Consider the following 15284-nt stretch of genomic DNA (forward strand, 5'->3'; position numbering starts at 1 on the left):
CGGCATGCGCCCGGCGCTACGTCTCGATGAGGAGTTACACGTGAGCCAGCACGGAAGCGGCGCATCCCCGCGCACTGTCCGCGACGTCGTCTTTTTGGACGGCATCCGCACACCCTTCGGCAGGGCCGGCGAGAAAGGAATTTACGCCGGAACCCGGGCCGACGACCTGATCGTGAAGTGCATCCGCGGCCTCCTTCGCCGCAACCCGTCCCTGCCTTCGGAGCGGATTGATGAGGTGGCCATTGCCGCCACCACCCAGACCGGCGACCAGGGCCTCACCCTGGGCCGGACCGCCGCGCTGCTGGCCGGTCTCCCCCGGACGGTCCCCGGCTTCGCCATCGACCGGATGTGCGCCGGTGCCATGACGGCCGTCACCACCACGGCCGGCGGCATCGGATTCGGCGCCTACGACGTGGTGGTTGCCGGCGGAGTGGAACACATGGGCCACCATCCCATGGGCTCCGGCGCCGACCCCAACCCCCGGTTCATGTCCGAGCGGCTGGTGGACCCGGCAGCCCTGAACATGGGAAACACGGCCGAGAACCTGCACGACCGCTTCCCCGCCATCACCAGGCAGCGCACCGATGCCTACGCGGTGGCCTCGCAGGACAAGCTGGCAGCCGCCTACCGGGACGGCAGGATCCAGCCGGACCTGGTTCCCGTTGCCGCCCGGAAGCCGGGCGAGGGCTGGACCGTCCACAGCAAGGACGAACCGCCGCGCCCGGGCACCACCATGGACGACCTGGCCGCCCTGCGCACGCCGTTCCGGGCCCACGGCCGGGTTACTGCCGGAAACGCCGCCGGCCTGAACGACGGCGCAACCGCCGCTGTCCTTGCCTCCTCCGAGGCCGCCGCAGAGCTGGGGCTGCCCGTGAAGATGCGGCTGGTGAGCTACGCCTATGCGGGGGTGGAGCCCGAGGTGATGGGCATCGGCCCCGTCCCGGCCACCGAGAAAGCACTGAAGAACGCCGGGCTGACCATCGGGGACATCGGCCTGTTCGAGATCAACGAGGCGTTCGCCGTCCAGGTCCTGAGCTTCCTTGACCACTACGGCATCGCCGACGACGACCCCCGGGTCAACCGGTACGGCGGCGCCATCGCCGTGGGGCACCCCCTTGCCTCCTCCGGTGTCCGGCTGATGATCCAGCTGGCCCGCCAGTTCGAAGAGGACCCCTCCGTGCGGTACGGGATCACCACCATGTGCGTGGGCCTTGGCATGGGCGGCACCGTGATCTGGGAGAACCCGCACCACCCCGACTACAGCGGAACCCCCTCCGGGAAGACCGCCGCCGTTTCCGAAGGAGCCATGGCATGAGCGCCGCAGATTACCGCAAGTTGGCGGACCTTTTCCCCAACGAAACCGTGACCCACTCCTATGTGCAGGACATCGCCCTGCCAGGCACGGCGGGCAGGCCCAGCCCGGGCACCTTTGCCCTCGTCACCCTGGACAACGACCTGGACCACACCAAACCCACCACCCTGGGCCCCAACACCCTGGTGGAGCTCGGCACCGTCCTGGAGGGCCTGCGCGACCGTGCGGCCCGTGGCGAGATTGTGGGCGTCGGGGTGACCGGCAAGCCGCATTACCTGGTGGCGGGCGCGGACCTCTCCGCCGTGAAGTCGCTGGAAAAGCGTGAGCACGGGCTGTGGATGGCACAGCTGGGCCACGACGTCTATGCAACCCTGGCAAACCTTGGCGTCCCCAGCTTCGCCTTCATCAACGGCGCCGCGCTGGGCGGCGGCCTGGAAATCGCCCTGCAGTCCACCTACCGCACGGTGTCCACGGGGGCGGGTGCCCTGGCGCTTCCGGAAGCCTTCCTTGGCCTGGTGCCCGGCTGGGGCGGCGTCTACATCCTTCCCCGCCTGGTGGGCCCGGAAAATGCCGTAAAGGTCATGATCGAAAACCCGCTCAGCAACAACCGCCCCCTCACCGGTGCGCAGGCATTCGGCATGGGCATCGCCGACGCCCTCTTCGAGCCTGCCGACTTCCTGGAACAGTCGCTGGCCTGGGCGGCCGGTGTCATCTCCGGTGAGGTGGTCCCGGAGCGGGCCAACGCCGTCGACCCTTCCTCCCCTGACGCGGCAACCCGCTGGGCCGCCGCGGTGGACGCTGGGCGGGCCTTCGTCGAGACCAAGACCTCCAATGCCTCCCCCGCCCCCGCCAAGGTCCTGGACATCCTCGAGGCCAACCGCACCATGACAGCGGCGGAGTCCGCCGCGCTGGAATGCGAAACACTGGCCGGGCTGATGCAGACGGATGAGTTCCGCTCCACCGTCTACGCCTTCCTCGACCTGGTGCAGAAGCGTGCCAAACGCCCGGCCGGCGCCCCTGACCGCAAGCTGGCCCGGCCCGTCACCAAGGTGGGCGTGGTGGGCGCCGGACTGATGGCCGGCCAACTGGCCCTGCTTTTTGCCCGCCAGCTGAAGGTGCCCGTGGTCCTGACCGACATCGACCAGGCGCGCGTGGACAAAGGCGTTGCGTACGTCCACGCCGAGGTGGACAAGCTGCTGGCCAAGCAGCGCCTAAGCCAGGACGCGGCCAACCGGACCAAGGCGCTGGTGACGGGCTCGGTGTCAAAGGACGCCTTCGCTGACGCCGACTTCGTGATCGAGGCCGTCTTCGAGGAACTGCACATCAAGAAGCAGGTCTTCGCCGAGCTGGAAGGCATCGTGGCGCCGGAGTGCATCCTGGCCACGAACACGTCCTCGCTCTCCGTGACGGAAATGGCCGCGGACCTGCAGCATCCCGAACGGCTGGTGGGCTTCCACTTCTTCAATCCCGTGGCTGTGATGCCGCTGCTGGAAATCGTCCGCGCCCCGCGCACGGACGATGCCGTGCTGGCCACCGCCTTCGAGCTGGCCAAGGCGCTGAAGAAGAACGGCGTGCTGGTCAAGGATGCGGCCGCGTTCGTGGTCAACCGCATCCTGCTGAGGCTCATGGGGGAAGTCACGGCGGCCTTCGACGAGGGCACCCCGGCGGAGGTGGCGGACGCCGCGTTGCGGCCCATGGGGCTGCCCATGACGCCGTTCACGCTGCTGGCCATGGTGGGCCTGCCCGTTGCGCAGCATGTCCAGGAGTCCCTGAACGCCGCCTTCGGCGACCGCTTCCCGGTCTCCGATAACCTCAAGAAGCTCATCGACAACAACGTCAAAGCACTGTGGGAGACCGCCCCGGACGGTTCGCGGACCATCCCCCAGTCCACGCTTGAGCTGCTGTCCTTTGGCTCCAGCCCGTCCACGGCGGAGCAGGTGCTGCACCGCGTCCAGGATGCCCTGGCTGAGGAAATCGGCCTCATGCTGGACGAGGGCGTCGTCGCCGGACCCGAGGACATCGACCTGTGCATGATCCTGGGCGCGGGCTGGCCCATGTTCCTGGGTGGCATCACGCCGTACCTGGACCGGGTGGGGGCCGCGGAGCGGGTCAACGGCAGGCGTTTCCTGGCACCGGGCGTCGCGTCCCCCGCCGCAGGGTAACCGGCAGCCAGGACGGTGGGTGCTGCCTGTCAGGCCGGGGTCAGCCGGCCGCCGTCGAGCGTCAGGAGCCGGTGCGCCGCCGTCCGTGCGTAGCCCAGGTCATGGGTGACCAGCACGACGGCGGCGCCCGCCGCTGCTGCCGATCCGACGGCGGCGTCCAGCAGGGCCAGCCCGTCCCCGTCCAGTGCCACGGTAGGTTCGTCCAGCGCCAGGACGGCGGGCCTGCGCGCCAGGACGGTGGCCAGCGCCAGGAGGCGCTGGGCGGACGCCGGCAGCTCGGCGGGGTGCTCGTCGGCGGCCTCCGCCAGCCCGACGGCCTGAAGCGCCGCGGCGGCGCGGCCGGCAACCATGTCCCGGCCCACCAATCGCTCCAGCCCGAAGCTGACCTCCCGCAGTACGGTCCGTTCAAACAGCTGGTCGCGGGGCTGCTGGAACAACAGGCCCACGGATGCAGCGGTCCGTCCGACGGGGTCGCTTGAGATGTCGCTGCCGCTGACCAGGACAGTTCCCGCGGTGGGTCGCAGCAGCCCGTTGAAGTGCCGCAGGAGCGTCGATTTTCCGGCGCCGTTGGGCCCGGTGACCGCCACGATCTCCCCCGGGTGGATCTGCAGGCTGATGTCCTGCAGCACTGGGGTGCCTGTGTTCAGGCCGCCCGCCGGTGCCGCCCTGCCCCATCTTCTGCGGCTTTCTTTTCCGCGAACCTGCGGGTCCGGGTACGCGAAGGAGACGCCGCGGAGCTGCAGGGCAGCCGGCCCCGCCTGCCGGGCTGCAGGCCGCCTTGGCGGTACCGCGGACTCCGGCACGGCAGGACGCCTGATTGCCCGGGGCAGCACTGGCGGGACACCGCCATCGTTGGCATGCCCCGCTCCCATACCGGCGGGATGCCCCGCTGCCGTGACCATGCCCCCAGCCAGTACCACCCATGTGTCTGCGTCCAGGAGCAGGGGGTCGACCACCTGGCTGAGGATTACGATGGCGGTACCCCGCTTCAGCAGGTCCAGGACCAGGGTGGCAAGACCCTCCGCCCCTGCCGCGTCCAGGGAGGCGAAGGGCTCGTCCATGACCAGCACAGGAGGTCCGGCGATGATGGCGCAGCCGATGGCCAGCCGGCGGAGCTGGCCACCGGAAAGCGTCCCGGGGTCCTGGTCCAGCAGGCCCTGAAGTCCCAGCAGCCCGGCCGTGCGCTGCACCGCCGCCTGCATGTCACCACGCCCCGTACCGGCATTCTCCAGTCCAAACGCGAGTTCCTCCGCCACCGTGGCGCGGACGGTGGACAGCACGGCGCCGGGGTCCTGGGGGACAAAGCCCACGTGGCGGCCCCACTGGGCGGGATCGATCCGCGGGTCCCCCGCGCCGCCGGCAAACTCCAGGCGCGTGCCGGACAACTCAAGGAACCCTGCCAGCGATCCGTGGCCGCCCGGAGGCAGCCAACCGGCCAGCAGGCGGCCCAGGGTGGACTTCCCGCTTCCGGAGGCGCCCAGGATGGCCGTGAAAGAGCCCGGTGCAAGAGATATGGCGACATCCTGCAGGGCCGGGACCTGCCCGTCGTGGAAGGTGAAGTGCCGGATCCCGGCGGCCAGCACCGGCCTGCCTGACGTGGCCGCATTACTGGCATGACTGGCATTGCCCGCATCACTGGCATTGCTTTGGCCGCGGGACACCATGGGCTCAGCCACCTGCGCCCGCCTGCACTACCCGGAGAACCACTGCCGCCAGGGCAGCGAGCACCAGCACGATGCGTACTGTCCGCTGCCGGCCGGAATCAGCCACCTCGCGGTAGCTGGTCCGCGGCCAGGTGTTGTTGAGTCCCCGGGCTTCCAGGGCGGCAGCACGGGTGCCGGCATCATCGATCAGGGAGAGGACCAGCGGAACGGCCTGCAGCCGGAACGCGCCCAGCCTGGACACCAGGCTGCGGGAGACCACCAGGCCGCGTGATTCCTGGGCCTGCCGGATCCGCTGCGCCCGGGCGGCGATGGCCGGCAGCAGGGTCAGGGTGGACGCCAGGACGAAGGCGAACCGGCCCTGTACGCCGCGGGCGGACAAGGCCGCCACGAGGTCGGGCACGCGGACGCTGAAGGAGAACAGCAGGAGGGCCAGGACCACGGCCGCCAGCTGCAGGAACCGCTGCCCGGCGAAGGCCAGGCCCTCCTGGGTGATACGGGCAGGTCCCCACTCTGCCAGGACGGTCCTGCCCTCCGGGAAGAACAGTCCGTGCAGCCACAGCAGCGACAGGCCAAGCGGGACCAGGACTGCCGCAGCCGCCGGGAGCACCCGCCGGGCCGTGCCGCCCGCCACGGACAGGCCAAGGCAGGCGGCAACCACGGCGAGGGACAGCGGCCAGGTGCCGGCCGCCGTCGTAATGGCCGCCGTGGCCGCGGCAGCCGTCAGCGACGTCAGCGGGTTAAGGCGTTCCCGCCTGGCCGGCGCTGCCGTCCTGCCTGCCGATGGTGCCGTCACAGCGTTGCGGTCAGCCCTTCCGTGCAGAATCCGGGGAGGTGCCCTGCGCGGGACCGTGCCCGGGCCCCTGTGCGGGAGCGTCAGCCGCGGCCTCCACGGGGGTGTTGCCGGCCAGGACCCGGTGGCGCCGCACGAAAGGGAACTGCAGGCGTGCCCTGCGGGGCAGCGCATAGACCAGGATGGCCACGACTGTGAACACGATGGCCTTGTCCATAGGGTCGGAGATCAGTGCCTGCTTGGTGATGGCGGCCAGGAGGGTGTCCCCCATGGCCCGGAAGGCGCTGACGATGGCCCCCGTGGCCACGCCGGAGGTGCCCCCGAAGACGAAGGCGGCCACCGGGGCGGACACCACGCCGGCGATGATTCCGGTGGCGAAACCGGCCACGGGAGCCAGGTAGAAGCGGCGGAAGAGGCCGTAGCGTGCTGCCAGCCCGGCCAGGCAGCCAATGAGCGCGGCGCCGGCTGCGAACGGAAGCACCGTGGGGTTGAAGAAGGACCAGACGATGCTGCTGAGCGCTCCGGTAGCGGCACCGGCGGCCGGGCCGGCCAGGACCGCGATCAACACCGTGCCGATGGCGTCGAGGTAGAAGGGAACCAGGGTGCTGCCAACGAACTGGCCGAGCACGATGTTCAGGACCAGGGCCACCGGAATGAGCACCAGGGTGGACGCGGGCAGCGTGGGCAGGAAGGCGACGATCAGCAGGACTGCGCCTGCCAGGAAGCCGGTGAGGGCGATCAGGGCCGATGCGCTGCCCGGACCTCCGGTGATGTCTGCCGGCTGGTTGAGCACCAGGTAGACATAGGTGGCCGCGATGGCCAGGGCGCCGAGGATCTCCAGCAGCCGGCGGCGGGCCGCCGGGCGTTCCTGGGACGGAAGCGTCAAAGAGGGCGATGACATGGGGAATGTTCCTTTGGGTGCAGGCAGTGGCCCGGCAGCGCCGGGCCGGAGTGTGGCTGCCTATGTCACCTCGGCAGCAGCCGGCGGCAACTGCGCCGGGCCGGTCCGTGGCCCATTCTACCGGCCATCGTCCGGCAGCGTCCCGTGCCGGGTGGCCCGGTCATGACGGGTCCGCCCCTGCCCTGTCAGCCAACCCGGCGGGCCAGGCTTCCGATGGCGGACACGAGTTCGCGGAACGCCTGCTCCGGGTTGTTGCTGTCGACAATCCTGGCGTTTGGGGGTGTGCCCCAGAGCCCGCGGAAGTCGGCCACAGTGGTTCCCGCCAGGAGCGGCGAATCCGTTTCGACGTCCACGGTGGCGGTCCGCGCCGTGTACTCGAGCGTGCCTGCCGCGACTCCTGCGGCGAAGAAGTCGTGGACGTGGGCCAGGTATCCCTGGTCGTAGAGCCGGTGGAATTCAAAGTAGAACCGCAGGGCATCTGAAAGGTGCCTGATGAGGGTGTTGTCGGAGGTGCTGCGCCGCCCTTCCGGCTGTTCCGGGAGCAGCAGTTCGGGAACGCCGGCACCCGCGGCCCGGGCCAGCGCCGTGACGTGGGCCGGGTGCAGTTCCATGCGTTCGGTGGTGTCGAGGGAGCAGACGATGGGGAGTTTCTCCAGCGGCCTTCCCCGGTACGCGGCGTAGACCTCCTTGGCGGCGTGCGGATCCACGTGCGTGTTCCACTCGGCGGTGGGGGTGGTGTTGCCCTGGTGGTAGAAGGCGCCGCCCATGATTACTGCCTTGGCCAGTAGGTTGGGCAGTTCCGGTTCCTTGCGCAGGGCCAGGGCGAAGTTGGTCAGCGGTGCGGTGATGAGCGCGGTGAGCTCGCCTGGCCTGGCCCTGGCATGTTCGATCCAGAGGTCCACGGCGTCCCGGTCGCAGAGCCGCCCGGCGGGTTCGGGCAGCACGGCGTACCCGATCCCTTGCGGTCCGTGGGTCTCAGGGGTGGTGAGCAGCGGGATGGACAGGGGCTGGCGGGCACCAACCGCCACCTGGACCCCGGACCTGCCGCACAGTTCCAGCAGGGCCAGGGTGTTGCGGGCAACCTGGTCCGCGTCCACGTTGCCGGGAGAGGCCGTGACCGCCACGATCTCCGTGTCCGGGAGGGCGGCCAGGTAGGCAAGGGCCAGGGCGTCGTCGATCCCGGTGTCAACATCCAGGAGGTAGGCGGGCACGGCGGCCTAGAAGAGCGCGACCTTGGGCACTGCCGGGAAGATCCCGTCCAGGTCAGCCAGGTCTTCGGGCGTGGGGACCCAGTTCGCCGCTTCCGCGTTCTGCCTGACCTGCTCCGGCCTGGTGGCCCCTGCGATGACGCTGGCCACCGAGGGCTGGGCGGCAAGCCAGGAGAAGGCCACCTCGATTTCAGTCAGCCCGCGTTCCTTCGCGAAGGCGCTGAACCGGCCCAACTGGTCCCAGTCGGCGTCGTCCACCATGTTGGTGCGGGTGTGGCTGAGCCGGGACCCCTCCGGGGCATGGCCCGGTGAGTACTTGCCGGTGAGGAGTCCGTTGGCCAGCGGGAAATACGGCAGGACACCGAGCCCGAACTCCTCCGCGGCGGGCGCCACCTCAAGCTCGGCACGGCGGTCCAGGAGGTTGTAGTGGTTCTGGGTGGAGATGAAGCGGGCCGTGCCCAGTTCGCGGGCCACGTACTCCGCCTGGGCGATCTGCCAGCCGGAACGGTTGGAGTGGCCGATGTAGCGGACCTTGCCGCTGCGGACCAGGGTGTCCAGCGCCGCGAGGGTCTCATCGATGGGGGTCAGCGGATCCGGGGTGTGGAACTGGTAGAGGTCGATCCAGTCCGTGCCGAGGCGCCGCAGCGAGGCCTCCACCGCCTGGATGATGTAGCGCCGCGACCCGCGGGCGCCGAAGTCCGGCCCGCTGCCGCCCTTCATGTCCATGCCGAACTTGGTGGCCAGGACGACGCCGGAGCGCTTGTTTCCGAGGGCCTTGCCGAGCATGGTTTCGCTGAGTCCGGGCTCCCGCCCATAGGTGTCGGCAACGTCGAAGAGGGTGATGCCGGCATCCACCGCTGCGTGGACGACGGCGTCCGTGGCGTCCTGCGTCTCGGTGGCGGTATTGGCGCGGCCAAGGTTGTTGCAGCCAAGGCCCACGGTGGAGACGGTCAGGCCGGATTTTCCAACGCGGCGGTAACTGGTCAAGGACGCCTCCTAGAGGGTGAAGTTGCTGGCGGGCTTGGCTGAGTGCTTGAGTTTGAAGTGGCCAGGGTCGCCGTAGGGGGCGGCGCCGATGCTGAGCTTGGTGAAGTCAAGGTCCTCGCCGCGGGCGCAGACTTTGATGGCGTTGACGGCCTTGTTCACGTCCGGGCAGAGGCAGAAGATGTTGAGCTTGTAGTCAGTGAATTCGGACCGCTCCACCGTGCCCAGGCCGCGCCAGGCGAGGTGGCTGATCAGGGCGTCCGTGGCCTTCTGCTCCAGGTAGCGGTCCCGGTCGGTGCCCTCCCTGGTCTTGAGCGCGAACTGCGCCACCACCCAGAACTGTTCCTCGGTGGGGATCTCGGCGTAGCCGTCCTCCGCGCACTGGGCTGCGAAGGCGTCCAGGAGGCCCTCCGCGGCAGCAGCATCCGGGACGTCGGTTTCCTCGGTTTTGCTCTGGTGCCCCACGGCGCCGAAGTTCATGACGAACTGGGAGTACTCCTCGTCGAACCAGGCCTCCCGGAAGTGGAGGGTGCCCTCGTCGTCGCGCTTGTAGACCCTGACAATGCCGCTCATTTACGTCCTTCTGTAAACCATTCGACGTCGGTGCCGTCGAATGGCGCCTGCTGTGCCTTCACGGCGTGGTAAAGCCCGTCCGCTGCGGCCTGGATGTCTTCAATCAGTTGCTGCGGGTAGCGCATGGAGACGCTGTGTTCGGCGAACTCGTCCTGGTCGTCGATGAAGACGCCGCGGTCAGCCGTCCGGATGACGTCCAGGTCCATGTCGATCACGTGGAACTCGGTCACCGCCGGCCGGATGTGTGTCCATTCGTGGCCCACCGCCAGGTCGATGTAGACCCGTACTCCCGCCGGATGCGCGGAGTCGTAGAACGTGGCCACCCAGTCACCCTCGCGCGGCACCAGCAGGACGGCGTCGGAGCGCGTGTAGAACGCGGCGCCGGGACGGGAACAGAACTCGTTGGTGCCCTGGAAAATCCACCACCCGTGCCGGTCTTCGCCCAGGTACCGGCCCGGCACCACCCAGTGGGCCTTGCCGTTCCACTTCCGGTTCCGGGAGACCACCAGCTGTCCCGGCTTTAGACCGTTGGGAACGCGCGTGGTGGTGGTGTGCAGGACCGGTCCGGACTCCCCGGCGGGGCCGGGATACTTCAGCTCGTCCTCGTCCCTCACAGGATCGGGAGGCTGCCGGTGGTGGGGTGCTGCTGCCCGGGCAGGGGCCGCGCAAACGGAACCTTGGTTCCCAGGACCTGCGCAACGACGTCGTGGGTGATCTGCTGGGCGGTCAGCCCAACGCGCTCCAGCACCTGGTTGCGGGTGCCATGCTCCAGGAACTCGACGGGCAGGCCAACCTCGTTCAGGGCGGTGTCCACGCCTGCCGCCCGCATCTCCTGCCGGATGCGCGATCCCACGCCACCGGCGCGGACGCCGTCCTCAATGCAGATCACCAGCCGGTGGTGCGAGGCCAGCGCGATGATGGAATGGCGGACCGGGAGGACCCAGCGCGGATCCACTACGGTGGTGCTGATGCCCTGCGCCCCGAGCCGGTTGGAAACGTCGAGGGCCAGCTCGGACATCGCGCCGACGCTGACGATCAGGACGTCGTTCTCGGTGGAGCCGGAGGGGCGGCGGGCAAGGATGTCCACGCCGTCGCTTAGCCGCTCCAGCGCCTCGACCGCCGGACCAACGGAGCCCTTGGAGAAGCGGACCACGCTGGGGGCGTCGCTGATGGCCACCGCTTCGCGCAGTTCCTCCCGGAGCCGGGTGGCGTCGCGGGGCGCTGCCAGGTGGAGGCCGGGGACGATCTGGACCATGGCCATGTCCCACATGCCGTGGTGGCTGGCGCCGTCCGGGCCGGTGACCCCTGCACGGTCCAGGACAATGGTGACGCCTGCCTTGTGCAGGGCCACGTCCATCAGCAGTTGGTCGAAGGCGCGGTTCAGGAAAGTGGCATAGACGGCAACCACCGGATGCAGCCCGCCAAAGGCCATGCCGGCGGCCGCGGTGAGCGCATGCTGTTCGGCGATCCCGACGTCGATGACGCGCTCGGGGTGCTTGGCCGCAAATTTGTGCAGGCCCACCGGGATCAGCATGGCGCCGGTGATGCCGACAATGTCCTCGCGCTCGTCGGCGATGGCGGCGATCTCATCGGCGAAGACGGAGGTCCAGGACTGGGCGCCCCCACTGCCGGTTGGTTCGCCGGTCTCGGGGTCGATGATGCCGACGGCGTGGAACTGGTCTGCTTCATGGGCCCGGGCAGGAGCGTAGCCGTGGCCCTTCTCCGTCATGGCGTGGACGATGACGGGGCCGCCGTAGTTCCTGGCGGTGGAGAGCGCGTGTTCCATGGCCTGGAGGTTGTGGCCGTCCACCGGACCGATGTATTTCATGCCCAGGTCCTCGAACATGCCCTGCGGGGCCCACCAGTCCTTGATGCCCTTCTTCATGGCATGCAGGCTCTTGTAGGTGAACTGGCCCACCGGGCCGCCGTTCTGGAGTTTCTTCTTCCACCAGTCCAGTGCGCCCTCATACGCCGGCGCGGCGCGGAAGGAGTCGATGGTGGGGCGCAGGGAGGCAAGGTAGTCGGCGAATCCGCCGACGGTGGGCGCGTAGGAGCGGCCGTTGTCGTTGACCACGATGACCACGCGGCGCTTCTTGTCCGCGGCGATGTTGTTGATGGCTTCCCAGGCCATCCCGCCGGTGAGGGCGCCGTCGCCCACGATGGCGACGACGTGCCTGTCGCCTTCTCCCGTGAGCTGGCGGGCGCGGGAGATGCCGTCGGCCCAGGACAGGGAGGAGGATGCGTGGGAGCTTTCGACGATGTCGTGCTCCGATTCGGCCCGCGCGGGGTAGCCGGAGAGTCCGCCTTCCTGGCGAAGGGTGCTGAAGTCCTGGCGTCCGGTCAGCAGCTTATGGACGTAGGACTGGTGGCCCGTGTCGAAGACGATGCTGTCGCGGGGCGATTCGAAAATGCGGTGCACGGCCAGCGTCAGCTCCACGACGCCGAGGTTGGGTCCGAGGTGGCCGCCCGTCTGGGAAACGTTAGTGATCAGGAATTCCCTGATCTCCGAGGCCAGCTGTTCCAGCTGTTCCTCGGTCAACTCGTTCAGGTCCTGCGGATTCCGGATGGTGTCCAAGATTCCCAATGACCCCTCCTTCGGGTGGTAGACGTGCCGTTTAACTCTAACGCCTTGGCTTGGCTGCAAAGCCGAAGCCCCGGCTGGTCGGTGACCGGCCGGGGCTTCGGGAGGATGGTGCCTGCTGGCAGTTACCGCTAGTTGGCGGAGATCTGGCGCAGCACGTACTGCAGGATGCCGCCGTTGCGGTAGTAGTCCGCTTCACCCGGCGTATCGATGCGCAGGACGGCGTCGAACGACTTCGAGGAGCCGTCCTCGGCGGTGGCGGTGACCTTCAGGGTCTTGGGCGTGGTGCCCTCGTTCAGGGCAGTGACGCCCTCCACCGAGAAGGTTTCCGTGCCGGTCAGGCCCAGGCTGGCAGCGTTCTCCCCGGCCGGGAACTGCAGCGGCAGGACGCCCATGCCGATCAGGTTGGAGCGGTGGATGCGCTCGTAGCTTTCGGCGATGACAGCCTTGACACCCAGCAGGGCGGTACCCTTGGCGGCCCAGTCACGGGACGAACCGGAGCCGTACTCCTTGCCGGCCAGGACCACCAGCGGGGTGCCGGCTGCCTGGTAGTTCTGCGCGGCGTCGTAGACGTAGGCCTGCGGGCCGTCAGCCTGGGTGAAGTCGCGGGTGAAGCCACCCTCAACACCGTCCAGGAGCTGGTTCTTGATGCGGATGTTCGCGAACGTACCGCGGATCATCACCTCGTGGTTGCCACGGCGCGAGCCGTAGGAGTTGAAGTCCTTGCGCTCCACGCCGTTGGCCAGCAGGTACTGGCCGGCGGGGGTGTCGGACTTGAACGAACCGGCCGGGGAGATGTGGTCGGTGGTGACGGAGTCGCCGAGCTTCAGCAGCACGCGGGCGCCGGTGATGTCCTTGACCGGTTCCGGCGTCGCCTGCATGCCCTCGAAGTACGGGGGCTTCCGGACGTAGGTGGACTTCTCATCCCAGGCGAAGGTGTCGCCGGCCGGGGTATCGAGGGCCTTCCAGCGGTCGTCGCCATCGAAGACGCCCTCGTAGCCGCGGGCAAACATGCCCTTGTCGATCGAGGAATCGATGACCTGCTGGACCTCGACCGGGTTGGGCCAGATGTCCTTCAGGAAGACGTCGTTGCCGGCTTCGTCCTGGCCCAGTGCGTCGTTCTCGAAGTCGAAGTCCATGGTTCCGGCCAGGGCGTAGGCGATGACCAGCGGCGGGGAGGCCAGGTAGTTCATCTTGACGTCCGGGTTGATCCGGCCTTCGAAGTTGCGGTTGCCGGAGAGGACTGCGGTGACGGAGAGGTCGTTGGCCTGGATTGCCTCGGAGATCTCGGCGTCGAGGGGGCCGGAGTTGCCGATGCAGGTGGCGCAGCCGTAACCCACGATGTAGAAGCCGAGCTTCTCCAGGTAGGGGGTCAGGCCCGACTTGTTGTAGTAGTCGGTAACAACCTTGGAACCGGGGGCAACGGAGGTCTTGACCCACGGCTTGGCGGCGAGGCCCTTTTCGACGGCGTTGCGGGCCAGCAGTGCTGCCGCCAGCATCACGGACGGGTTGGACGTGTTGGTGCAGGAGGTGATCGAGGCAATCGACACCGCACCGTGGTCCAGCTCGAATTCGCGGCCGTCAGCGGTCTTGACGGCCACCTTCTTCGTCGGGCGGCCGTTGGACTTCGGTCCGTGGGCGTGCGGGGCTTCCTCGGTGAGGTGGGTTGCCGTGGCGGTGAACGAGGGTGAGTCTGACGCCGGGAAGCTCTCGTCGATCGCTTCGTCCAGGCTGCCGTCGGCGAGGTCCACCTTGACGTAGTTGCGGAGGTCTTCGCGGAACTGCGCCTTGGATTCGGTGAGGATGATGCGGTCCTGCGGGCGCTTCGGGCCGGAGATCGACGGAACGACGGTCGACAGGTCCAGCTCGAGGTACTCGGAGAATTTGATGTCGCGGGAGGGGTCGTGCCACAGGCCCTGTTCCTTCGCGTACGCCTCCACGAGGGCGACGTTCTGCTCGGAGCGGCCGGTGAGGCGCAGGTAGTCCAGGGTGACGTCGTCGATCGGGAACATGGCAGCCGTGGAGCCGAACTCCGGGCTCATGTTGCCGATGGTGGCGCGGTTGGCCAGCGGCACCGCTGCGACACCCTCGCCGTAGAACTCCACGAACTTGCCCACCACGCCGTGCTTGCGGAGCATCTCGGTGATGGTCAGCACTACGTCGGTTGCGGTGGCGCCGGCGGGGATGCTGCCGCTGAGCTTGAAGCCCACGACGCGCGGGATCAGCATGGAGACGGGCTGGCCGAGCATGGCGGCCTCGGCTTCGATGCCGCCCACGCCCCAGCCCAGCACGCCCAGGCCGTTGACCATGGTGGTGTGGGAGTCGGTGCCTACGCAGGTGTCAGGGTAGGCGCGCAGGACGCCGCCCACTTCGCGGGTCATGACGGTGCGGGCCAGGTACTCGATGTTGACTTGGTGCACAATGCCGGTTCCCGGGGGAACCACCTTGAAGTCGTCGAACGCGGTCTGGCCCCAGCGCAGGAACTGGTAGCGCTCACCGTTGCGCTGGTATTCGATCTCCATGTTGCGCTCCAGCGCGCCGGAGTTGCCGAAGGCATCGATCTGGACCGAGTGGTCGATGACCATCTCGGCCGGCGCCAGCGGGTTGACCCGCTTGGGGTCGCCGCCCAGTTCCTTGACGGCTTCACGCATCGTCGCCAGGTCAACCACGCAGGGAACGCCGGTGAAGTCCTGCATGATCACGCGTGCCGGCGTGAACTGGATTTCTGTATCGGGCTCCGCATTAGGATCCCAGCCTGCCAAAGCGCGAACGTGATCGGCAGTGATGTTCGCGCCGTCCTCGGTCCTCAGCAGGTTTTCAAGCAATACCTTGAGGCTGAACGGAAGGGCTTCTGCACCTTCAACGGAGTTCAACCGGAAAATTTCGTATTCGGTTCCGGCTACATTAAGTTTGCCTTTTGAACCGAAGCTGTCCACAGTGCTCATCGCAGGACTCCTCTCGCAACAGTTTCATCTTTGTCGCGCGGTTGACCGCCTGCTAGTTAGGACGCCCTAAGTAGTTACAGGGCCCGAAAATTGCACACGGCCGGCCGAGAATTCGGGCGCGACGTGGGACTACTACGGTCATCGTAGTCCAAAACCGCGGCCGC

The 15284-nt window shown here is 68.3% G+C and carries 11 protein-coding genes; 2 read left to right on the forward strand and 9 right to left on the reverse strand.

Translation table 11 applies throughout. The features are described from left to right. The first annotated feature begins 40 nt into the window (after window positions 1-40). A complete protein-coding gene (locus AC3ANU_RS14285) occupies window positions 41-1315 on the forward strand; it encodes a thiolase family protein (protein ID WP_488314754.1) in 1275 nt (424 codons plus the stop codon). Next, window positions 1312-3474, forward strand: coding sequence for a 3-hydroxyacyl-CoA dehydrogenase NAD-binding domain-containing protein (locus AC3ANU_RS14290; RefSeq protein WP_488314755.1), 2163 nt, complete (start codon window positions 1312-1314; stop codon window positions 3472-3474). The genes AC3ANU_RS14285 and AC3ANU_RS14290 overlap by 4 nt, the downstream gene beginning before the upstream one ends. Before the next feature lie 29 nt (window positions 3475-3503). On the opposite strand, the gene AC3ANU_RS14295 is transcribed toward AC3ANU_RS14290, so the two are convergent. The 9 genes from AC3ANU_RS14295 to AC3ANU_RS14335 all read right to left on the reverse strand — a co-directional run bounded on the left by AC3ANU_RS14295 (window position 3504) and on the right by AC3ANU_RS14335 (window position 15120). After that, the gene (locus AC3ANU_RS14295) at window positions 3504-5150 is read right to left on the reverse strand and encodes an ABC transporter ATP-binding protein (protein ID WP_134164360.1); all 1647 of its coding nucleotides are present in this window, start codon (window positions 5148-5150) and stop codon (window positions 3504-3506) included. Then, the gene (locus AC3ANU_RS14300; protein ID WP_488314756.1) at window positions 5143-5931 is read right to left on the reverse strand and encodes an energy-coupling factor transporter transmembrane component T; all 789 of its coding nucleotides are present in this window, start codon (window positions 5929-5931) and stop codon (window positions 5143-5145) included. Before AC3ANU_RS14300 ends, AC3ANU_RS14295 begins: the two co-directional genes overlap by 8 nt. A 10-nt stretch (window positions 5932-5941) precedes the next feature. Beyond that, complete coding sequence (locus AC3ANU_RS14305; protein ID WP_134164364.1) at window positions 5942-6829, reverse strand: ECF transporter S component; 888 nt, start codon at window positions 6827-6829, stop codon at window positions 5942-5944. 185 nt (window positions 6830-7014) lie between these two features. Beyond that, the gene (locus tag AC3ANU_RS14310) at window positions 7015-8040 is read right to left on the reverse strand and encodes a nucleoside hydrolase (RefSeq protein WP_134164365.1); all 1026 of its coding nucleotides are present in this window, start codon (window positions 8038-8040) and stop codon (window positions 7015-7017) included. A gap of 6 nt (window positions 8041-8046) precedes the next feature. Then, window positions 8047-9024 carry an aldo/keto reductase gene (locus AC3ANU_RS14315; protein ID WP_134164366.1) on the reverse strand — a complete coding sequence of 326 codons (978 nt, stop codon included), beginning with the start codon at window positions 9022-9024 and terminating at the stop codon, window positions 8047-8049. A 9-nt stretch (window positions 9025-9033) separates the two neighbouring features. Further along, the gene (locus tag AC3ANU_RS14320) at window positions 9034-9594 is read right to left on the reverse strand and encodes a hypothetical protein (protein WP_134164368.1); all 561 of its coding nucleotides are present in this window, start codon (window positions 9592-9594) and stop codon (window positions 9034-9036) included. After that, entirely contained in the window at window positions 9591-10208 is a 618-nt protein-coding gene (locus tag AC3ANU_RS14325) for a DUF402 domain-containing protein (RefSeq protein ID WP_018770741.1), read from the reverse strand. Before AC3ANU_RS14325 ends, AC3ANU_RS14320 begins: the two co-directional genes overlap by 4 nt. Then, complete coding sequence (dxs, locus tag AC3ANU_RS14330) at window positions 10205-12178, reverse strand: 1-deoxy-D-xylulose-5-phosphate synthase (RefSeq protein ID WP_018770740.1); 1974 nt, start codon at window positions 12176-12178, stop codon at window positions 10205-10207. The genes AC3ANU_RS14325 and dxs overlap by 4 nt, the downstream gene beginning before the upstream one ends. 128 nt (window positions 12179-12306) lie before the next feature. Continuing rightward, window positions 12307-15120 carry an aconitate hydratase gene (locus AC3ANU_RS14335; protein ID WP_488314757.1) on the reverse strand — a complete coding sequence of 938 codons (2814 nt, stop codon included), beginning with the start codon at window positions 15118-15120 and terminating at the stop codon, window positions 12307-12309. Between the last annotated feature and the right edge of the window lie 164 nt (window positions 15121-15284).

The organism is Arthrobacter sp. SDR-2R (assembly GCF_057747955.1).

Excerpts from the sequence above, each read along its gene's own strand:
- AC3ANU_RS14335 (WP_488314757.1), bottom strand. The coding sequence starts at position 15,120 with ATGAGCACTGTGGACAGCTTCGGTTCAAAAGGCAAACTTAATGTAGCC.
- AC3ANU_RS14320 (WP_134164368.1), bottom strand. The coding sequence starts at position 9,594 with ATGAGCGGCATTGTCAGGGTCTACAAGCGCGACGACGAGGGCACCCTC.
- AC3ANU_RS14290 (WP_488314755.1), top strand. The coding sequence starts at position 1,312 with ATGAGCGCCGCAGATTACCGCAAGTTGGCGGACCTTTTCCCCAACGAA.
- AC3ANU_RS14305 (WP_134164364.1), bottom strand. The coding sequence starts at position 6,829 with ATGTCATCGCCCTCTTTGACGCTTCCGTCCCAGGAACGCCCGGCGGCC.